Below are 17453 nucleotides of genomic sequence, written 5' to 3'. Positions count from 1 at the left end.
ACAGACGACCAGGCAGGACCGGGCAACCGGGCGGGCCGCAGCGCCGATCACCGCGCTGGCGCAGGGCTGTGCGCGGCGTGTCGGACCGGAGCGCACGCATGAGCCGGCAACCGGACGCCCCCCTTGATGCGGCCGCCGCGCTGCGCGACATGGCCGAGCAGCGGCATCGGCTGGAAATGATCATCGAAGGCACCGCGGCGGGCACCTGGGACTGGGACATCCCGGGCAATCAGATGCGGGTCAACGAGCGCTGGGCGGAGATCGTCGGCTATACGCGCGAGGAACTTGCGCCGATCACGCCGGAGACATTCTTCAAGCTGGTGCATCCCGACGATCTGGCCCAGTCCAATGCGCTGCTGGAGGATCATCTCGAAGGTCGCTCGCCGCATTACGACAGCCTGTGCCGGATGCGCCACAAACAGGGCCACTGGATCTGGGTGCAGGACCGTGGCCGCGTCTACGAGCGCGATGCGCAGGGCCGCCCGCTGTGGATGGCCGGTGCCCACGCCGACGTCACCGAACTGCAGCAGGCCCGCCAGGAGGCGGCCAACATGCGCCAACGCCTGCAGGCGGTGGTGGATGCGTCTGATGAGGTGGCGGTGATCGCCACCGATGTCGATGGGGTGGTCAATCTGTTCAACACCGGTGCGCAGAAGCTGCTCGGTTACCGCGCCGATGAAGTGATCGGCCGGGTCAACCCGGGGCTGTTCCACGATCCGGATGAGATGCGCGCCTACCTGCAGCCCCAGGTGGGCGCGGACGGGCGCATGCCGACCATTTTCGAAGCGCTGACCGCGCGCGCCGCGCAGGGCACCTGGTCGCACCAGTGGACCTTCCTGCGCAAGGACGGCGAGCGGCGCCAGGTGCGCCTGTCGATCAGCCCGCTGGACTGCGCCGGCGGCAACCGGATCGGCTACGTCGGCATGGCGGTTGACCTTACGCCCCTGCTGCAGGTGCGCGAGCAGGCCTTCGTCGCGGCGGAGAAGTTCGCCGGCGCGTTCTCCTCGGCGGCGCTGGGCATGGCCCTGGTATCGCTGGAAGGGCGCTGGCTGGACGTCAACGATTCGCTGTGCGGCATCCTCGGCTACACCCGTGCCGAACTGCTGCAGATCGATTTCCAGACGCTGACGCATCCGGACGATCTGCATACCGATCTGGCCCTGCTCGGCGACCTGCTGGCCGGGCGCCGCGAGCATTACCACATGGAGAAGCGTTACCTGGGCAAGGCCGGCAACCTGGTCTGGGGGCGGCTGTCGGTGTCGCTGGTGCGCACGGAAAATGGCGAGCCGCTGCATTTCGTTTCGCAGATCCAGGACGTGACCGCCCAGCGGCTCAGCGGCCAGCAACTTCGCGAATCCGAGCAGCGCACCCGCGTCACGTTGGATGCGGTGGCCGACATGGTGCTGACCCTGGACCTGCACGGCGGCATCCAGTACGCCAACGCCGCGGCCACCCGCGCGCTGGCCGGGGAGGGCGCCGGGGCCCTGGCGGGCAGCCAGCTGCAGGAGGTGATGGAGCTCACGACCGAATACGCGCCGCGCTCCCCGCTGGATGTGGCCGTGCTGCTCGACCCGGACAGCAATGCGGTCGACCTGCATTCGGACCTGCTGCTGTCAGTGGGGGCGCATCTGCTGCCGGTCGACCTGACCCGCGCCTGGCTGCGCGATGAAAACGGCCAGTCCACCGGCGCGGTCTGGGTGATCCGTGACGTCACCCAGCAGCGTGCGCGCCAGCGTGAAGCCCGGCATCTGGCCGAAATCGATCCGCTGACCGAGCTGAGCAACCGGCGCGGCTTCGAAGCGCACCTGCAGCAGGCCATCACCCGGGTCGCGCGGACCGGGCAGTCGGCCTCGTTGATGTATATCGACCTGGACCACTTCAAGCCGGTCAACGATACCCATGGCCATCTGGCCGGCGATGCCGTGCTGTGGGCGGTGGCCAGCGTGCTGCGGCACGGCGTGCGCGATTCGGACATCGTGGCGCGCTTGGGGGGCGACGAGTTCGCGGTGATCCTGGCCGGCTGTTCGCTCAAGCGTGCCCGCCGCATCGCCAGCGATCTGCTCGAGGCGATGCGGGGGTTGTCGATCCCCTGGGACCAGCGGCGGTTGAGTGTGGGCGCCAGCATCGGCATCGCGCCATTGTTCGGGGGCATGAGCGTGGATGACGCGGTCGCCGCGGCCGATGCACAGTGCTACCGGGCCAAAGCGATGGGACGCGACAACGTCCAGGTGGAGGCCGACGCGCTCGGGGCCGTGGATCCCCTCGACGCCCTGGATGCGAGCGAAAGTGGCGAATGAGCACGGCCGGCCCTGCGCGGCGCCGGCCCGATGGTCGCCCTAAAGGTTTCAGAATCTCCGCCGTTATATGACTCGCAGTTGCTGCCCGTCTGCTCACGTGGATATCTGGCCGTACACCTTTTTTAAATGGTTCATGTTCGCCGGCCCGCCCGGTGTTTGAAGCCCATCGAAGTTGCGTCATCCCCACTGACGATCTTCGTGAGTCCCAGCCAACGGAATACCGCCACCGGGCCACCGCCCGGCGCTGACCTATTCGCTAACCGGACACCGAGGTCTAACGATGATTACTTCAGGCTTGCACACGCATGTGCCAGGTCGCGCCAGCGACGCCGACGCCGACGCCGGGTCGTTGTGGCGAACGCTCACGGCATGGTTCGTTTCCCGTCGCGCGGCCCATGGCAGCGCGGCATCGGCCGCGCTGCAACGGCAGGCCGAGCTCGAAGAGCAGATCAAGGCGCTGCATAGAGTCCAGGCCGTCATCGAGTTCCACCTCGATGGCACCATCGTGCATGCCAACGACAATTTCCTGCAGACACTGGGCTACACGCTGGAGGAGATCCAGGGCAGGCACCACGCCATGTTCGTGGATGCCGAGTATGCGAAGAGCGGGGAGTACCGGGACTTCTGGGCCAACCTGGGCCGCGGTGAGTTCGACGCCGGCCAGTACCGGCGGATTGGCAAGGGTGGACGCGAGATCTGGATCCAGGCGTCCTACAACCCGGTGTTCGACAGCAACGGACGACCGTACAAGGTGGTCAAGTTCGCGACCGACATCACCGCGCAGAAATTGCAGGCGGCCGACTTTGCCGGCCAGCTCGCCGCGATCAACACATCGCAGGCCGTGATCGAGTTCGACCTCGAGGGCCGCATCCTGGCCGCCAACGAGAACTTCCTCGCTGCCATGGGCTATGCACTGGAGGAGGTGCGCGGGCAGCACCATGCGATGTTTGCCGAACCGGCGTATCGCGAGAGCGCGCAATACCGTGCGTTCTGGGCGAAGCTCGGCCGCGGCGAGTACGATGCCGGCCAGTACAAGCGCTTGGGAAAGGGCGGGCGCGAGGTCTGGATCCAAGCTTCGTACAACCCGATCTACGATATGAACGGACGGCCGTTCAAGGTGGTCAAGTACGCTACCGACATCACGGCCCAGGTGCGTGACTCCCTGGCGCTGCAGCAGGCCGTCGCGCAGACGCGTGAAGTGGTGGCGGCCGCGCAGGGTGGCGATCTGACCGGCCATATCGCCACCCAGGACAAGACCGGCCCGATCGCCGAGTTGTGCGAGGGCATCAATGCGCTGGTCGAAGCGATGGCCGGCATCATCACCCAGATCAAGCTGGCGGCCGACACCATCGCCGTGGGTGCCAGCGAGATCGCCGAAGGCAACAGCGACCTGTCCGTGCGCACCGAGCAGCAGGCGGCCTCGCTGGAGGAGACCGCCGTCTCGATGAAGGGGCTGACCGCAACCGTGCGGCGCACCGCGGACAACGCCCGCCAGGCCAATGAGCTGGCCGGTGGCGCGGTCGAGGTGGCGGCGCAGGGTGGCCACGTGGTGCAGGAGGTGGTCTCCACCATGTCGCTGATCAATGACTCCTCGCGGCGCATCGTCGACATCATCGGCGTGATCGACGGTATCGCGTTCCAGACCAATATCCTGGCCCTCAATGCCGCCGTGGAAGCGGCCCGTGCCGGCGAGCATGGCCGCGGCTTTGCGGTGGTCGCCTCGGAAATCCGCTCGCTGTCGCAGCGTTCTGCCGAAGCCGCCAAGGAGATCAAGCAGCTGATCGGCGACTCGGTGGAGAAGGTCGGGGCGGGCACGCGCCAGGTCGAAAGCGCGGGCCGCACCATGGACGAGATCGTGGTCAGCGTGAAACGCGTGAGCGATCTCATGGCCGACATCAGCGCGGCGGCCCAGCAGCAGAGCGAGGGCATCGAGCAGATCAACCAGGTGGTCGAGCACATCGACGAGAGCACCCAGCAGAATGCCGCGCTGGTCGAAGAGGCCTCCGCGGCGGCCCGCAGCATGGAAGAGCAGTCCACCCAGTTGCTGCAGACGGTGGCGGCGTTCCGGGTGGCGGGGGCGGGCACGCATCGCTCGGTGCACCTCAATCCCACTACTGGCCAGCCCGCATTGCGTCTGGTCTGACTGCCGTGCGGGATGCATACGGCGCGCGGCTTTGGGATACTCGATCTTCCAAGGACAGGTCGGAGTATCACAATGCGGATTGCACCACGGTTGAGCATGCTGCTGGTCATGGGGATGGCCCTGCCTTGCACTGCGGGCGCGGCGTCGGCGGTGTTTTACGACGCCGACACCGGTGCCTACGGCTATTCGATGAACAACCGCAGCGTCAGCACGGCCATGCAACAGGCGCTGGGGTATTGCGCGCAGCGCTCACCCAACTGCAGCACTGTGGCCAGCACGTCGGAAGGCGGTTACTCGGCGCTGTATACGGGCACGGGTGCCATGGGTGTTGCCCTGTCCGCACAGGATGATGCCGCTGCTCAGCGCAAGGCCGAGGCGATGTGCCGGCGAAAAGCAGGGGACTGCCGGCTGGCGCTGCTGTGGCGCGAAGAAACGGTGGCCCCGTCCGTGCCGCCGGTTCCCCCGATCCCGCCACATACCCTGCCTCCGATCGAGCCGGCCGGGTAACGGTCGCGGCGCTGCCGAGCAGAATGAAAAAACGCCCCGGATCCGTCGATCCGGGGCGTTCTGGTTTTCCATGGTGCCGAAGGTGGGACTCGAACCCACACGCTTTTAAGGGCGGCGGATTTTGAGTCCGAACAAGATTCGTTGCGGCACAAGGGTTTCGTGACTATTTGCGCTCCGCAAACGACTATCTGCTAGTCCTTCGGGAGCATTGTGCGCCAATAGGCGCCGAGCCATTGCGGAGCGGAATTACCGCGTCGGGCTCGACTTGTGGCCCCTCCGCTGGCGGGTGTACTGCTCGGTCATCGTGATGGTCGTATGGCCCAGCTGGCGCTGCGCCTGACGGATATCGCCGGCGGAATCTGCCTTGTCCGTCGCCGCCTTGGCGCGCAGATCGCGGAACTGCAGGCCGGTCACGCCGGCCGCCGCACACGCCTTGGCCCACCGCCGGGACATCATCGCCACGGTCACAGGCCGCCTGCGTTCGCTGACGATCAGGCGGGTGCTGCGGACCTTGTGTCCGGCCTTCCGTGCGCGTAGGTGATCCAGCAGGGTGGCCAGCTCTCCCTCCACCGCGATGCGCAGCTTAGCCTTCGTCTTCGCCTGCCGGATGTTGATCACCCCATCCCGTACATCCATCTCTGTCAGTCCCAGGACATCGGCCGGCCGTTGCCCGGTAAGGTAGGCCAAGTCCATGGCGCCTTGGACGACGACATCGGCGCTGGCCCGGATAGCCTGGTACTGGTCGTCCTCGATGTAGGCGTCGCGGCCAGTCTCCTTGAAGCCCTTGATGCCGGCGCAGGGGTTCGGCAGCGCCGTATAGCCCTTGTCCCGCGCGAAGTTCCAGATATGCGACAGCAGGGCCTTCTCGCGGTTCGCGCGCACAAGTCCCTTGCCGTCCTTCGTCCGCCACGTCAGGTACTGCCGGACCGTCACCGGCTGAATGGCGTCCAAGGGGCCTGGGGGGTCGTCGAAGAACTCCAGCAGGTTCGCCATCTCCTTCGCGTTGTCCTGCTGGGTTCGGGGCGCCTTCGTGATCATCACCTCTCGGCGATATGCATCACACACCACCCGCAGCGTCAGCACCGCGGCGGCCGGCGCATCGCGATCACCCTCGATCTCGGCCCACTGCTTGATGGCCAGGCCGTAGTCGGCGCCCAGCGGCATCTCCCGTCTCGGCTTCCCGCCCAGATCGTAGTAGTAGTGCACCACGCCCGATTTCTGCTTGCGGGCGCGGAACCGGGGGATGGCCCCCGGCTTGGTCGGCTTTCTTCCCATCACGCGGCCTTGTTCGGTTTCCAGGTGGCGATCGCTTTGGCGGCTGCCTCATCGCCCACGCCTTCGACCGTGGAGCGGAGCACCCGGGGCCGGTCGTCCAGCCCCTTGTAGTGGCGGATGCCGTTGGCCCGCAAGAAGGCGAACTGGCGGTCCTTTAGCGGGGTGCCACACAGCTCGCGCATTTCCTTTCGGGATAGGCACAGTTCGTTGGTGCTCATGAGAAAAGCTCCAGTTGGGCGGAACGAGCCGGTGGTTGATCGGCGATCGCAACGGGTTGGGGCAAGGCGGCGCGGCGGCGGGCGGACTGGGCCATGCGGAACATGCACCAGAAGCCGTGGCCGACCAGCCGCCGTGCGCGCGCCTCGCCGATCAGCACGCTCGCTGTGTGCTTGGCCTGGGTGGTCGAATCCATCAGGCCGCCTCCGCCAGCGGCAGCGCCACCGGGTCCAGGTTGGCCTCGGCCAGTGCGCGCAGCGGCGGCGGGCTGACGCTGTTGCCGACCATGCGCACGGCGGCGCTGGTGGTCAGCGGGGTGCCGTTGGCGGTGCGATCGATGATGTAGCCCGCTGGGAAGCCCTGTGCGCGGTACAGCTCGTGTGGCTTGAGCATGCGCAGCCCGATGTCGACGATGACGTAGGGGGTGCCCTTGATCACCACCGTGACCAGCGCCAGCCGGTCCTTCGTGGTGATGGTGTCGGCCGGGTCGGTCAGGCTCGGCACGTTGGCGCCGGTGCCGTAGTACTTCACCAGGAACGCGGCAACACGCAACGCGCCTTCCTGATGCTCCGGCGACAGCTTGGCCAGGTCTGCGGTTACCAGCTGCTGCTGGCTGCCGGTGGCGGTGATCGTGCTGACCGGGTCGCGCGCATCGCGCCCGCCGCCCTCGTAGAAGCCACCGTTGGCCTGCTCCAGGAATGCAGTGGCCAGCGCGTGGTGCTCACCCTGTGCAGCAATGGTCGACAGCGGCTCTTGCGGGTCCGCGCCGGCCATGTTGTTGCGCAGGGTGACCAGCGTAGCGGCAGACACGCCCAGCGCGTGCGCAGCTCCCGCCGGCCTGGCAGCGCCTGCGCCAGATGTGATGGTGGGCACCGGTTCCGTGGCCGGCGTTCCGATGCTGTCACCCCGGAACTTCACCAGGTGCGGCGCCACCAGCGCGGTATCGGCCTTGGTGGTCATGGTGTAGAGCGGTTCGCCACCGGAGCGCGGCTCCGATTGCCCGGCACGGCCGCCGACGCCGGCGAGGATCGGGGTGACCACGGAGAAGTGGCCGCCCTTCACCCCGGCGCACATCGTGCGCAGCGGATCACTCGCAGCCATGGTGCGCTGGGTGCTGGCGTTGGCGTGCTCAGTGATGAATGGCGCCAGTTCCGGCATGGCCAGCATCAGCTCGCCGCGGTTCGCTGCGGTGATGGTGCGCAGCGGCTCGTGCACGTCGTGGACGCGATCGGCGCCTTGGTGAGTCACCGGTACAATGAACGGGTCCGCCGACTGGATGACGTGGCGCATGGTGCCCTTGGCGATGCGGCGCATCGTGGCGTCGGCAAGCGGCCGCTTGCGCCCGAAGATGGACGGACAGGGGATGCTGAAGTCCAGGCAGTCGGCGGCGGATACGCGCGGCTTCTGCCCCGCCGCAGTGCCGTGGCTTGCCGCAGGCCACACGATCGGCTCGCCGTCGCGGCGACCAAGCAGGAACAGGCGTTCCCGGCTGGTGCCGGCGCCGAAGTCGCTGGCCACGAGCTTTCGCCATTCGACCACGTAGCCCAGCGCTCGCAGTGCGGCGACGAACTGCCGCCAAGTGCGGCCGGTTCGGCTCTTGTCCGGCACCAGCTGCTGATGCTCGACCGGAACACGCTCGCCGGTGGCTGCAACGGTGCCGTCCATCTTCAGCACTCGGCCGGTGGACTTGCAGCGCTTTGCGATCAGCGGGCCCCACGTCAGAATCTGCCACACGTTCTCCATGGAGAAGATGCGCGGGGCGGTACTGGTGCCGTTGACCAGGTCGGCGCGCAGCAGCATGCCGATCCACTTCAGCACGACCCACGACAGTGCGCGGGTCTTCCGGCTGCGCGGCTGGCCGCCCTTGGCCTGGCTGAAATGGGTGCAGTCCGGGGATGCATGGAACCAGCCGATCGGTCGCCGGGCGACATCGACGCGCGGGTCCGCGTGCCAGATGTCTTCGCGGTGATGGCTGGTGAGCGGGTGGTTCGCCGCGTGCATGCCGATCGCCAGCGCGTCATGGTTGTAGGCCAGTGCCGGATCTTGCCCCAGCGCCTGCTTCAGCGCCTCGCTGGCGCCGCCGCCGCCGGCGAACAGATCGACCACGATCTCACCGGCGCGCAGGCGCGAGCGCTGCGGCAGCGGGAAATTGAACGAGCGGGAGCCATCAGCCATGAGAACAGTCCTTCTTGAAAGTGATTGAAATGGTCTGGCGCTCGGCTCGGTAGCTGAAGCGCCGTGGCGTGGCAGCGCAAGCCAGCCATGGGAAACGCTGGTGCAGCGAGGCCAGAAGGTGGTGACTGTTCGCGTGGCGCAGGTGGCCCTCGTAGCTGGCAAGCCGAGCCCGGAGGTCACGGAATGCAGAGGGACGGCCGCGCAGCTTGTTGCCGTCGACGTGCACACCCTCCCATTCGGCGAGCGCCTGGCGCACGTGGCCGACTACCCGCTGACGGGCGAGGGTGTGGGTCGGGTAGATCACGTATCCGAGGAAGTCGAGGCCGTCGGTCAGCCGCCGCAGGTGCTGCTCGGCCTTGAGCCGCAGGCCCAGCCGGTCGGCCAGGAACGCCTCGATCTGATCCCGCCAAGCCGCCAGCTGCTCGCGATCTTGGTGGAACAGCACGAAGTCGTCGACGTAGCGCAGGTAGCGCGCTGCCTTGAGCTCGTGCTTCACGAAATGGTCGAGGGCGTCCAGGTAGACGTTGGCGAAGAACTGGCTGGACAGGTTGCCGATCGGCAGGCCTCGCCCGGGCGGAGCGTTGACCAGCCGCTTGTGCGGCGGGACCTGCGCCAGCTCGGCCTCAGTCGCCCGGTACTGGACACCTGCATGCAGCGGCGACCGGCGGAGCAGGGCATGCGTGGCCTTCTGCGCCGTAGCGGACAGGCCGCGGCGCTGCATGCGCTTACGGAGCATCGCCCACAGCGTCGGCCGATGGATGCTGTTGAAGAAGTTGGCCACGTCCAGCTGCAGGTAGTAGCCGCCACCCTGGCCCGAATGCACCTGCCGGCTGAATTCCTGAGCCCGGCGGACGGCGGCGTGGCTTCCGCGGCCCTTACGGTTGGCATAGCTGTCATGGATGAAGGTCGGCTCCCACAGTGCCTCCAGCTGCGGGACCAGCCAGTGGTGCACTACGCGGTCAGCGAAGTCCGGCGCGTGAATCTCGCGCGCCTTGGGCCGGGTGGCGATGAAGCAGGTGGACGGGCGCGGCGACCAGGTGCCGCTGATCAGCTCTCGTTCGAGCCTCAGCAGCCCATCGGCCCAGCGCACGTCGAAACGGAGCTGGTTGAAGCTGGGCACCTTTTGGCGGCGCGCACGCCGCCATGCCCGGTAGATATCCTGCAGCGAGACTTCCCCCTGAAACTCACCGGCACGACGCACGGCCAACACGAACCCGTTGTTGTTGCGGTGGTTGTTGTTGACGTTGCCGTTGTTGAAATTGACGTTCCACGCGGACGCCGAAGACCAGGCGGCCGCCTCCCCATGAACTTTCGACCCGTCAGCGCATCCGTGCTGGTAGCGAAGCTTCGTCATGAATTGGCCCCCGCAGAGGCGCCATGGGTACTCAGTTTCTTGCCACGCTGCGCGACGCTAGAGGCTTGCGCATTCTGGGCTTGGGGATTGACCAGGCGGCGGCGCCAACCGCCGGCCTGTGCGCCCAGCTCTTCAGCCAGGCGGATCAGCATCTCGAACTGCCGGAAGCTGCGGAACGCCTTGAACAGCTTGGCGGCCTGCAGGTGCTGCTTGAGGTCATCGATATCCCACACCAGCTGCCCGACCAACTTCGGCTGGTTGGTGCGGTCGCGCCACGCACGGTTCGCCGTGCTGTATACCGACATCATCTGGCGGCGCAGGTCCGACCCGATCATGTAGCGGTGATAGCGCGGGAACTGCCGGACGGCCTGCTCAATTTCGAGCAGGAGCCGTTCGCATGCTTTGAGAATGGGCGGGAGCTGGAAGCGGGAAGTCATCGATAGGCCTCAGCAGAAGATCAAATTACTGACCGGCACGACGCACGGCCAACACGAACCCGCTGCCGTCGCGGTGGGAGCTGTAGACGTAGCCGCCGCTGAAACCGACGACCCACGCGGACGCCGAAGACCAGGCGGCCGCCGTGCTGGTCCAGTGCCAGCGCGGCAGCACGCCGGGGAAGAGGTTGGTGTCGATGGACGGCTCATGGCGGGTGTCGTCGACCAGGCCGGCCAGCTCTGCGCGGGTTGGCAGGCGCCAGTCGTCGTGGCCGAGCAGGCGCAGTTCGCCGCACGCCTTCTCGCAGTCGGCCTGGCTCATCGGATCCCCGTCGCTGTCTCCGATGGACTTGACCGCCCACATCAGGCCGGTGGCGTGATCGATGATTGCAACGTGGTCGGTGCGGTTGAAGTCGATTGAGCCGTTTTCGGCTTGGGAGCCGTTGGCGAAGACCTTCGTGTGCGAGGCACTGTTCACGGCGGCGCCTACGTTGACCGGCTGCGGCCCGGCCTGGATGCGCTGCACGGCGACATTCCCGCCACTGACGGTGATCTCGGTTCCTTCGGTACGGATGGTGACGGTGTTCATTGCGTCTCCTTACGGTTGGTGGTGTTGTCGATCAGGTACTTCGGGTCGATCTGCCAGCCAGCCTCACGGGCGGCCAGCAGCCTCAATTCGTTGGCGTCGAAGTCGTCCAGCCCGAGGTGGACGATGGATGCCTCGACGTGCTGCGGCGGCAGCGGCCGGTCCACGTTGAACAGCGCATAGACGGTGTGCTTCGAGACGCCCCACGCTGCTGCCAGGTTCTGCATCTTCTGACCTTCCTCGCGCAGGTGCCGGCGGAGGTGGTCGCGGACGGTGCGCACGTCGCGTGGGTAGAGGATTGGTCGGCCGACCGGTGCTTTCGGGCAAACGAAGGGATGCCGGTTGCTCATGCGGCTTCCCTGATCCCAGCCTGACGCTCCAGGCGCTCGGCCTCGGCCGTCAGGAATTCGTAGCGCTCGCGGGCTGTGAAGTAGCCCTGGTCGCCAGCACCCAAGGCGTGCTGAGCCGCCTCACGGTGCGTGGCCGCCAATCGGGCGGGATCATGGTCGAAGATGTCGAGCTGGCCTTTCATGCTGGACTCCTGTGTGTGGGTGCCGGCGTTGGGGAACCCGGCCGGCGCGGGTGTCGCTGCCCGAGGGGAGCGGGCAGCTGGGGAGTCAGTTAGCTTCCAGCTCGCTCAGGCGGGCTTGGTAGGCGTCGTGGATGGGCTTGCGGTCAAGGCCGGCCGGCAACAGGCTGGCCATGTCCCAGGCGGAGTCGAGCGCGTCCCGGTCCTGCGCGGCGGTGATCGAGGCCAGCACGTCCTGCGCGGTCAGCCCATCCGGCTGCTCGCCGCTGTCCTGCAGGCTCTGCTGCTCGACGTGGGAGAACTCGCCGTCGATCACCAGCGGATTGTCCTGCGGCACACCGGCGTCGGCCTGCTCGTCCAGCCCGACAGCGCGCTGAATCTCGATGGACACAGGCAGGTACTTGAACAGGCGGCGGATCACCGTTTTCTTCGCCATCTCTTCGAAGTGGCTGGCCCACGGCGAGTTCGGCTCCTGGCCGGGCTTGGCGAGGCGCGCAGCGGTCTTGTAGCCCTGCGATTCGTTGCGGACCCGCTCGATCTCCTTTCGGCTCATCACCTCGAATTGGACGCCGCCATCGCGAAGCTTGGCCACCGCATAGACGAACGTCAGCTCGCCACGATCGTCAGCCTCCCAATCCGGCTCGTGCTCGATGCTCGAATCCAGCCCAAGGCGCACCTTGAAATGGTCCTTCGCGTAAACCGCACGGGCCTCAAGGCTGACGATCTGGCCCGAACGGCGGGCGAGATCGATCATCCCGCGATAGCCGACGATGAACTGGACCTCGGTACGGTTCTGCCGGCGGTTTTCGAAGGGGATCAGGTAGCAATGACCGAGCGCACCGCCCGGCTCCAAACCCAGCGCGGCGCACTGCATGATCGCGCCCAGGAAAGAGGTCTGGTCGCACTGCGCCAGCTTCGGAATCTTGCGGACCTCGGTCAGGGCGATGCGCGCCAACCGGTCCGGGCTGATGTGCTTGGGCAGCGCTAGCGCCATCTGCGCCTTGATCTTCGGATCGGTCAGCAGGCCGGCGATGGTGGCCGGGCGCTCGGCTCGGGTCTGGGCGGCGGTGCCGGTGGCGGCAGCCTTCAGTGCGGAAGTGCTCATCGGAATCCTCAGTTACTTGACGGTGAAAACGCGCGTGCTGCTCTTGCGCATCAGCTGCTTGTGGACGGCGGGGTGCTGCTCTTTCAGCGCGGCCTGGTCCAGCCAGGAATGCGCTCGCTCCTTCCAGACCACCGCGACCTTCTTGTCGTCATCGGGGATCACCAGCTCCACCGCGTCACGCATCAACTGCTTCACGTCGAACTCAAGGACTTCGGCTTCCAGCTCGCGGGCTTTGATTTCAGATTTGATAGCGCGGAGGCGAAGGACGTGCCGGGTGAGCTCGCTGTCAGCGATCAGGGCAGGCAACTGCTCGTCGCCCTTGTAAAGGCGGTCGAGGTCGGAAAGGGTGGTGGGGTCAGGGCGCACGCCGCTGGTGACCAGGTGCCAGAAGGCGTCGCAACGCTGGCGCATGGCATCGAGCGTTTCGTCGTCCCGCAGTACCGGGTATGCGCGGATTTCGTCGGCACCGAACAGGGGCGCGATCAAGCACCGGTTGCGGCCGGTGACGCCCAAGCCGTGCATGCCTTGCGCGGTGTACCAGACCGGGGATTCGTCAGTGCCGCCTTCACCCCATTCGCCAGCCTTGAACGGGTGGACCGTCTTCAGCTCAACGTTGGTGATCTCCTTCTCACCATCCAGACGGACTTCGAAGTCGATCTCGGCAGCCAGGAACGGGCGTTGCGGGTCGATGTAGCGCTTGTTGCTGTCCACGATCTCGACCGTGTGGCCCTGCTGCTCAAGGTGCTCGACCAGCATCTCCGCCACCACAGCCTCCCAGCGGTGACCGCGGCGCTTCACACCAGTGGGCTTGTCATGCGGCAGGGCCTGAGCGGTCTTCGCCTCCCATAGCTGCAGCGGGGTCTTCCACGGACTGATGCCGAGCACCGCCGCGATGTCCGACCCACCCAGGAAGCGGCGGCGGTCGTGGTCTTCCGGCGCGATGGTTTGGAGCTGAGCGCTCATTGCAGATCTTCCTTGGGCAGATTGATGCGGACCAGCGGGGCGGCGCGGCGCATGGCGCGCCGGTGAGCCAGATGGCGGGTGAAGGCCGGCCATGCTTGGCGGACCTCAGCCCAGCAGCGGTAGGTGAAGAACAAGACCCCGACACCGCCGATCAGAATGAAACTGTCGGCATTGGTGATCAGGGCGCGCAGCACCACGGCGGCGCAGAAAGACGCGACCAGGGCGCAGAGGAAGGCAGCGGTCAGATGGCGCATCAGGCGTCTCCCGTGGCTCTGGCGATGGCGGCTCGGGCGAATACGAGGCGACACTCGACCTCCGGCATCGCGGCCATGCCGCAGCCCTCAACGACACTGGAAAGCATTTCCAACTCGGCCAGAAGCTCGGGCGCAGCGGCGATCAGGCGGGCATTAATCAGCGCCTCTTCCGCGCTGATGCCGCCTTGGCCGAGCGCGTCCGGGTCGCGCTGGATGACGACAGCAACGCCGCGGCCACCTTCTGCCGGTACGATTCGGAGGCCGCCAACGCATTGCTCGTCGCAGATTTTCCAGCGCTTACTGCTCATCGTTCGTTTCCTCTGCGCAGATGCCCCACAGGGCCTCGTGGTTGTTGATCTCGATATCCGAGTTGCCCAGCAGCACGCCGTCCATGCGGTACTCGGTGACGGACAGGCCGGGCGTGGTAGGAGGCGCAATCGGCGGCAGGCCCTGCTGCATCGCGCGGATGAAGTCGGTGTCGGTCATGCGATCGCTCCCACCACCAGGGCGAACGCAACACCCAGGCAGAACGCGAGGAAGTAGGCGGCCATGTGGCCGATGGCGTAGCGGTGCGCGGCGCGGTCGGCGGCGGTCATGCGGCACCCCGGACGCGGGCGAGGGCGGTAGCGCGGCGCTTGATGGCTGCCTCCAGGCGGTGCAGCGCTGGAGTGTCGGGATGCAGCGGGCGGTCGTTATCCATCCTTTCGCGGAGGCGTCGAATTTCATCCCGACAAGCGTCCAGAGTCTCATCTGCCTCGATCAGCTCGGCGACTGCGGCGCGGGCTTTCATCAGGTTCTCAACGTTGCCGGTGTGCCCGGTGGCGCGGCAGTCTTCGATCTGCGTGTCGATGGCCGCTAGGGCGAAGGCGCTCATGCCGCATCACCGCACGTCGCCGAGCTGGCCGGGTAGGGCACAACCTGGTGAGCCTGCGCCGCGAGCGTGCCGAGGCCGGTAGCAACGGCCACCCGCACGATCTGGCGGACAGTCATCGGGCAGTAGCCCAAGCTCTCGGCGCGCTTCTGGACCAGCTGGCGGAACCGGGTGTTCTCGAAGGTGTTCATGCGGCGTCCCTCATGTCGGAGCTGGTCAACGTCTGCATCTGCCCATCCACGCGGTCGGAGATATTGCGGACCAACTCGGCGAGGTCACGGGCATAGGGCAGCAGGTGCGGCGGAATCTTCTGAGACATCAGGAAGTGAACGACGTGCCGCGATCCACTCAACGCCGAAACCATGTCGGCGGTTTCGGCCGCGGACTCCAGCTCGGCCGCCACCTGATCGCAGGCGAACTGGTAGGCCTCGTCGTTCTGCTCCGGAGCGTCGTCGTTACGGGCAATCTGGTAGTCGGCTGGCATGTCGTGACCCCTATGTCAGAAAGGCCAATTACTGACCGGCACGACGCACGGCCAACACGAACCCGTCGTAGTCGCGGGGGTGGTTGTCGACGTAGCCGTAGTTGAAAAGGACGAACCACGCGGACGCCGAAGACCAGGCGCACAGGTCGGAGGTCCAGAACCAGCCGCGCTTGGGGAAGTCAGGGAAGGCCGCGGTATCGATCGCCGGCTCGTGGCGGGTGATGTCGACCAGGGTGAGCAGCTCGGCGCGGGTCGGGAGGCGCCAATCCTTGTGGCCGGCGAAGTCCAGCGCGGCGCAGGCGTCGATGGCCTTCTGGTGTTCGAACTCGCCAGCCAGCGGCTTGGCGATCCACTCGAGGCCGGTGGTCGAATCGATGACGGTCAGCACGCCGCCGTGGGTCTGGGTGAAGCGCTGCTGCGACTGCTGGCTCATCTTCGTTCTCCAGCCCCGCCTCGTTGTGAGGGTGTCGTGGGGCGATGGAGTGATTATGCATCCATGCATTTCCATGTCAATGCATCAATGCATTTATTTTCAACGAGCCGACGAACGGTAGTTGCAGATTCAGCTTCGCCCGGGTTTTGCCAAGCTGGTTGGCTCCCGCTTAGTAGGCGGGAAGGCTGTCCGCGAGGCTGCAGCCCATCTCTGCGGCGTCTACATAGCCTGTCATCCGCTCCAGAAGGTCATCCAACTGGGGTTCGGAGAGGTCTGAGATGTAGGAGGCGTCTTTCATGTCCAAGAAGTGGACGATGGCGGAATGCCAGTTATAAGCATCCGCGATGCGCTGGATGGACCTGGTCTTCTTGGCTCTGGAAGAGATGTCTAGGGGCGCGCCCTGCGATACATCAGGGGCAACTGGCGGCAGCGCAGCCGCCAGTTCGATAGCAAGGGTCTTTAACGTTATTGAATCCAGCGCCACAAGTTCACTCCTTTACCAACTCCTCCAAGATCATGCGCACTGCATCCTTCTGAGAGCCCTCAGCCTTGGTAATGGCCTTCGCTGTCACCTGGATTGCACGCCATGAAACCCGGCGGAACCTCGCGTCGTCTGGCCTAAGCTCGGCCAGCATGTGCAGCAGCTCCACCGCCTGAGCCATGGTGTCATCGGCGAATCCCATAACCTGAGACGAGCCGGGACCGTCTAGCTCCATGTCTCGATAGATCAGGTCGTCCAGGCTGCAGTTAAAGAAAGAGGTGATCGCCAGCAAGCTGTCCAGGCGAGGGTATTCCGTGGCCCCGGACATGATCCGCTGCACCGTTGATTGCTGAACCCCGAGTCGCTCGCCGAGTGCAGCCTGCTTGATGTGAGCGTTACGCGCCAGGAACCGGAGGTTTTTCGCGAGGAATGTCATGCGGAGATGGTGAGACATGACCGTTCGTCGGGTCGAATGCAATGATGCATTGACGTGGGAATGCAACAATGCATAATCGTGCGCATGAACCCATCCGACGCCATCGCGATCCTCTTGGCTGGCGGGATGACCGAACAGGCCATCGCCGCTGAGCTCAACGTCAACCAGACCACGGTCAACCGTATCCGCAGGAGCGTGGTCACTCCCTCCTACGAGACCGGGAAGGCCCTGATCGACTTGGCCGCTACTGAGATCCGCAAGGCTGCCCGCCGCAAGAAGGCCGCCTGACATGGCCGCTTCGTCCCTGATCTGAATCTCCAACTGGCTGCTCTCCGTTTCGGTGAGCGGCCATTTTCACGACCAAGCAGGGGAATTCAGGGGAACACGTCGTCCCCCGAATTCCCAAGAACCCCAAGAGAGCCCCGATGCGCCACCTGAGCCTCACTTATCAATCCGGCCTGACAAGGAACCGCAGCCTTCGTGACCACATGACCACCGTGGTCTATGACCGCGGCTTGGTCGAGACCGCGGGGCGTTTGGACATGTCTCCTTCCAAGCTCACCGAGAAGCTGGCCGGCCAGGACAGCGGCGGCAAGCTGCGCGGCATGACGATCGACGAACTGGAGCGCTACTTCGCGGCGACCAAGGATTTCAGCCCGATCCACTACCTGATCGAGAAGTACCTGACCTGCCCTGAGGCTGCACAGGCTGAGGCGATGGCGGAACTGACCAAGCTGGTCGGCCAGCTCTCCGGCGCGCTGGAGAAGGCAGGAGTGAAGTGGCCGTGAGCTCTCCCGCCAAAAACCGCCCGTGGCGCGCGTTCAATCCCGGCAGCCTGAAGAAGGGCGCCGAGAAGGCCCGCGCCGATCGTGTCATCCCGCTGCATGCCCGCCCGATCAAGGGCTGAGGA

26 protein-coding genes are annotated in these 17453 nt (G+C 65.9%); 6 read left to right on the top strand and 20 right to left on the bottom strand.

The window, feature by feature from the left end:
* Window positions 1-98: 98 nt before the first annotated feature.
* The 3 genes from BCL79_RS03255 to BCL79_RS03245 all read left to right on the top strand — a co-directional run bounded on the left by BCL79_RS03255 (window position 99) and on the right by BCL79_RS03245 (window position 4947).
* Window positions 99-2297 (top strand): PAS domain-containing protein, encoded by a 2199-nt coding sequence (locus BCL79_RS03255; protein ID WP_121037316.1) that lies wholly within the window; start codon window positions 99-101, stop codon window positions 2295-2297.
* A gap of 280 nt (window positions 2298-2577) precedes the next feature.
* Window positions 2578-4440, top strand: coding sequence for a methyl-accepting chemotaxis protein (locus BCL79_RS03250; protein ID WP_310793639.1), 1863 nt, complete (start codon window positions 2578-2580; stop codon window positions 4438-4440).
* Window positions 4441-4536: 96 nt separating this feature from the next.
* Entirely contained in the window at window positions 4537-4947 is a 411-nt protein-coding gene (locus BCL79_RS03245) for a DUF4189 domain-containing protein (RefSeq protein WP_226956585.1), read from the top strand.
* Window positions 4948-5193: 246 nt separating this feature from the next.
* Here BCL79_RS03245 and BCL79_RS03240 read toward each other — a convergent pair whose 3' ends face one another.
* The 20 genes from BCL79_RS03240 to BCL79_RS20255 form a co-directional block, all read right to left on the bottom strand.
* A complete protein-coding gene (locus tag BCL79_RS03240) occupies window positions 5194-6222 on the bottom strand; it encodes a tyrosine-type recombinase/integrase (protein ID WP_121037307.1) in 1029 nt (342 codons plus the stop codon).
* Window positions 6222-6440, bottom strand: coding sequence for a DUF4224 domain-containing protein (locus BCL79_RS03235; RefSeq protein ID WP_121037304.1), 219 nt, complete (start codon window positions 6438-6440; stop codon window positions 6222-6224). Before BCL79_RS03235 ends, BCL79_RS03240 begins: the two co-directional genes overlap by 1 nt.
* Window positions 6437-6634 (bottom strand): hypothetical protein, encoded by a 198-nt coding sequence (locus BCL79_RS03230; RefSeq protein ID WP_121037301.1) that lies wholly within the window; start codon window positions 6632-6634, stop codon window positions 6437-6439. The genes BCL79_RS03235 and BCL79_RS03230 overlap by 4 nt, the downstream gene beginning before the upstream one ends.
* The gene (locus BCL79_RS03225) at window positions 6634-8613 is read right to left on the bottom strand and encodes a DNA cytosine methyltransferase (RefSeq protein ID WP_121037298.1); all 1980 of its coding nucleotides are present in this window, start codon (window positions 8611-8613) and stop codon (window positions 6634-6636) included. The genes BCL79_RS03230 and BCL79_RS03225 overlap by 1 nt, the downstream gene beginning before the upstream one ends.
* Complete coding sequence (locus BCL79_RS03220) at window positions 8606-9967, bottom strand: RNA-directed DNA polymerase (protein ID WP_121037295.1); 1362 nt, start codon at window positions 9965-9967, stop codon at window positions 8606-8608. The genes BCL79_RS03225 and BCL79_RS03220 overlap by 8 nt, the downstream gene beginning before the upstream one ends.
* A complete protein-coding gene (locus tag BCL79_RS03215; protein WP_121037292.1) occupies window positions 9964-10404 on the bottom strand; it encodes a four helix bundle protein in 441 nt (146 codons plus the stop codon). The genes BCL79_RS03220 and BCL79_RS03215 overlap by 4 nt, the downstream gene beginning before the upstream one ends.
* Window positions 10405-10429: 25 nt before the next feature.
* Window positions 10430-10990 carry a DUF1566 domain-containing protein gene (locus BCL79_RS03210; protein ID WP_121037290.1) on the bottom strand — a complete coding sequence of 187 codons (561 nt, stop codon included), beginning with the start codon at window positions 10988-10990 and terminating at the stop codon, window positions 10430-10432.
* Complete coding sequence (locus BCL79_RS20455) at window positions 10987-11337, bottom strand: hypothetical protein (protein WP_259462093.1); 351 nt, start codon at window positions 11335-11337, stop codon at window positions 10987-10989. Before BCL79_RS20455 ends, BCL79_RS03210 begins: the two co-directional genes overlap by 4 nt.
* Window positions 11334-11519, bottom strand: coding sequence for a hypothetical protein (locus BCL79_RS03200; protein WP_121037287.1), 186 nt, complete (start codon window positions 11517-11519; stop codon window positions 11334-11336). Before BCL79_RS03200 ends, BCL79_RS20455 begins: the two co-directional genes overlap by 4 nt.
* Before the next feature lie 85 nt (window positions 11520-11604).
* On the bottom strand, window positions 11605-12621 hold the full coding sequence (gene recT / locus BCL79_RS03195) for a recombination protein RecT (protein WP_121037284.1): 1017 nt from the start codon (window positions 12619-12621) through the stop codon (window positions 11605-11607).
* Window positions 12622-12633: 12 nt separating this feature from the next.
* Entirely contained in the window at window positions 12634-13584 is a 951-nt protein-coding gene (locus BCL79_RS03190; RefSeq protein WP_183073655.1) for a YqaJ viral recombinase family protein, read from the bottom strand.
* Window positions 13581-13838 (bottom strand): hypothetical protein, encoded by a 258-nt coding sequence (locus BCL79_RS03185; protein WP_121037279.1) that lies wholly within the window; start codon window positions 13836-13838, stop codon window positions 13581-13583. Before BCL79_RS03185 ends, BCL79_RS03190 begins: the two co-directional genes overlap by 4 nt.
* Window positions 13838-14146, bottom strand: coding sequence for a hypothetical protein (locus tag BCL79_RS03180; RefSeq protein ID WP_121037276.1), 309 nt, complete (start codon window positions 14144-14146; stop codon window positions 13838-13840). Before BCL79_RS03180 ends, BCL79_RS03185 begins: the two co-directional genes overlap by 1 nt.
* A complete protein-coding gene (locus tag BCL79_RS03175; RefSeq protein WP_121037273.1) occupies window positions 14136-14324 on the bottom strand; it encodes a hypothetical protein in 189 nt (62 codons plus the stop codon). The genes BCL79_RS03180 and BCL79_RS03175 overlap by 11 nt, the downstream gene beginning before the upstream one ends.
* 106 nt (window positions 14325-14430) lie before the next feature.
* On the bottom strand, window positions 14431-14712 hold the full coding sequence (locus tag BCL79_RS03170; RefSeq protein ID WP_121037271.1) for a hypothetical protein: 282 nt from the start codon (window positions 14710-14712) through the stop codon (window positions 14431-14433).
* On the bottom strand, window positions 14709-14900 hold the full coding sequence (locus tag BCL79_RS03165; protein ID WP_121037268.1) for a hypothetical protein: 192 nt from the start codon (window positions 14898-14900) through the stop codon (window positions 14709-14711). The genes BCL79_RS03170 and BCL79_RS03165 overlap by 4 nt, the downstream gene beginning before the upstream one ends.
* Window positions 14897-15193, bottom strand: coding sequence for a hypothetical protein (locus tag BCL79_RS03160; RefSeq protein ID WP_121037265.1), 297 nt, complete (start codon window positions 15191-15193; stop codon window positions 14897-14899). Before BCL79_RS03160 ends, BCL79_RS03165 begins: the two co-directional genes overlap by 4 nt.
* A 28-nt stretch (window positions 15194-15221) precedes the next feature.
* Window positions 15222-15626 (bottom strand): DUF1566 domain-containing protein, encoded by a 405-nt coding sequence (locus BCL79_RS03155; RefSeq protein WP_220668894.1) that lies wholly within the window; start codon window positions 15624-15626, stop codon window positions 15222-15224.
* 169 nt (window positions 15627-15795) lie between these two features.
* Window positions 15796-16110, bottom strand: a complete 315-nt coding sequence (locus BCL79_RS03150) for a hypothetical protein (protein ID WP_121037259.1) — start codon at window positions 16108-16110, stop codon at window positions 15796-15798.
* Window positions 16111-16114: 4 nt separating this feature from the next.
* Window positions 16115-16543, bottom strand: a complete 429-nt coding sequence (locus BCL79_RS20255) for a helix-turn-helix domain-containing protein (protein WP_183073654.1) — start codon at window positions 16541-16543, stop codon at window positions 16115-16117.
* Between the two features lie 84 nt (window positions 16544-16627).
* On the opposite strand from BCL79_RS20255, the gene BCL79_RS20250 reads away from it, so the two are divergent.
* From BCL79_RS20250 to BCL79_RS20450, 3 genes are all read left to right on the top strand, one after another.
* A complete protein-coding gene (locus BCL79_RS20250) occupies window positions 16628-16831 on the top strand; it encodes a helix-turn-helix domain-containing protein (RefSeq protein ID WP_183073653.1) in 204 nt (67 codons plus the stop codon).
* Between the two features lie 200 nt (window positions 16832-17031).
* Complete coding sequence (locus BCL79_RS03140; protein ID WP_259462092.1) at window positions 17032-17331, top strand: hypothetical protein; 300 nt, start codon at window positions 17032-17034, stop codon at window positions 17329-17331.
* A complete protein-coding gene (locus tag BCL79_RS20450; protein WP_259462091.1) occupies window positions 17328-17450 on the top strand; it encodes a hypothetical protein in 123 nt (40 codons plus the stop codon). The genes BCL79_RS03140 and BCL79_RS20450 overlap by 4 nt, the downstream gene beginning before the upstream one ends.
* Window positions 17451-17453 lie beyond the last annotated feature (3 nt).

Source organism: Stenotrophomonas rhizophila (assembly GCF_003651185.1).
GTDB classification, from domain to species: domain Bacteria; phylum Pseudomonadota; class Gammaproteobacteria; order Xanthomonadales; family Xanthomonadaceae; genus Stenotrophomonas; species Stenotrophomonas maltophilia_Z.
The sequence above is the reverse complement of the archived record's forward strand: the minus strand, read 5'-3'. Positions and strand labels throughout refer to the sequence as shown.

Excerpts from the sequence above, each read along its gene's own strand:
- BCL79_RS03165 (WP_121037268.1), bottom strand. The coding sequence starts at position 14,900 with ATGAACACCTTCGAGAACACCCGGTTCCGCCAGCTGGTCCAGAAGCGC.
- BCL79_RS20455 (WP_259462093.1), bottom strand. The coding sequence starts at position 11,337 with ATGAGCAACCGGCATCCCTTCGTTTGCCCGAAAGCACCGGTCGGCCGA.
- BCL79_RS03170 (WP_121037271.1), bottom strand. The coding sequence starts at position 14,712 with ATGAGCGCCTTCGCCCTAGCGGCCATCGACACGCAGATCGAAGACTGC.
- BCL79_RS03220 (WP_121037295.1), bottom strand. The coding sequence starts at position 9,967 with ATGACGAAGCTTCGCTACCAGCACGGATGCGCTGACGGGTCGAAAGTT.
- BCL79_RS20250 (WP_183073653.1), top strand. The coding sequence starts at position 16,628 with ATGAACCCATCCGACGCCATCGCGATCCTCTTGGCTGGCGGGATGACC.
- BCL79_RS03255 (WP_121037316.1), top strand. The coding sequence starts at position 99 with ATGAGCCGGCAACCGGACGCCCCCCTTGATGCGGCCGCCGCGCTGCGC.
- BCL79_RS03245 (WP_226956585.1), top strand. The coding sequence starts at position 4,537 with ATGCTGCTGGTCATGGGGATGGCCCTGCCTTGCACTGCGGGCGCGGCG.
- BCL79_RS20255 (WP_183073654.1), bottom strand. The coding sequence starts at position 16,543 with ATGACATTCCTCGCGAAAAACCTCCGGTTCCTGGCGCGTAACGCTCAC.
- BCL79_RS03155 (WP_220668894.1), bottom strand. The coding sequence starts at position 15,626 with ATGAGCCAGCAGTCGCAGCAGCGCTTCACCCAGACCCACGGCGGCGTG.
- BCL79_RS03190 (WP_183073655.1), bottom strand. The coding sequence starts at position 13,584 with ATGAGCGCTCAGCTCCAAACCATCGCGCCGGAAGACCACGACCGCCGC.
- BCL79_RS03215 (WP_121037292.1), bottom strand. The coding sequence starts at position 10,404 with ATGACTTCCCGCTTCCAGCTCCCGCCCATTCTCAAAGCATGCGAACGG.
- BCL79_RS03240 (WP_121037307.1), bottom strand. The coding sequence starts at position 6,222 with ATGGGAAGAAAGCCGACCAAGCCGGGGGCCATCCCCCGGTTCCGCGCC.
- recT (WP_121037284.1), bottom strand. The coding sequence starts at position 12,621 with ATGAGCACTTCCGCACTGAAGGCTGCCGCCACCGGCACCGCCGCCCAG.
- BCL79_RS03225 (WP_121037298.1), bottom strand. The coding sequence starts at position 8,613 with ATGGCTGATGGCTCCCGCTCGTTCAATTTCCCGCTGCCGCAGCGCTCG.
- BCL79_RS03235 (WP_121037304.1), bottom strand. The coding sequence starts at position 6,440 with ATGAGCACCAACGAACTGTGCCTATCCCGAAAGGAAATGCGCGAGCTG.
- BCL79_RS03230 (WP_121037301.1), bottom strand. The coding sequence starts at position 6,634 with ATGGATTCGACCACCCAGGCCAAGCACACAGCGAGCGTGCTGATCGGC.
- BCL79_RS03200 (WP_121037287.1), bottom strand. The coding sequence starts at position 11,519 with ATGAAAGGCCAGCTCGACATCTTCGACCATGATCCCGCCCGATTGGCG.
- BCL79_RS03160 (WP_121037265.1), bottom strand. The coding sequence starts at position 15,193 with ATGCCAGCCGACTACCAGATTGCCCGTAACGACGACGCTCCGGAGCAG.
- BCL79_RS03250 (WP_310793639.1), top strand. The coding sequence starts at position 2,578 with ATGATTACTTCAGGCTTGCACACGCATGTGCCAGGTCGCGCCAGCGAC.
- BCL79_RS03175 (WP_121037273.1), bottom strand. The coding sequence starts at position 14,324 with ATGACCGACACCGACTTCATCCGCGCGATGCAGCAGGGCCTGCCGCCG.
- BCL79_RS03140 (WP_259462092.1), top strand. The coding sequence starts at position 17,032 with ATGACCACCGTGGTCTATGACCGCGGCTTGGTCGAGACCGCGGGGCGT.
- BCL79_RS03180 (WP_121037276.1), bottom strand. The coding sequence starts at position 14,146 with ATGAGCAGTAAGCGCTGGAAAATCTGCGACGAGCAATGCGTTGGCGGC.
- BCL79_RS03210 (WP_121037290.1), bottom strand. The coding sequence starts at position 10,990 with ATGAACACCGTCACCATCCGTACCGAAGGAACCGAGATCACCGTCAGT.
- BCL79_RS03185 (WP_121037279.1), bottom strand. The coding sequence starts at position 13,838 with ATGCGCCATCTGACCGCTGCCTTCCTCTGCGCCCTGGTCGCGTCTTTC.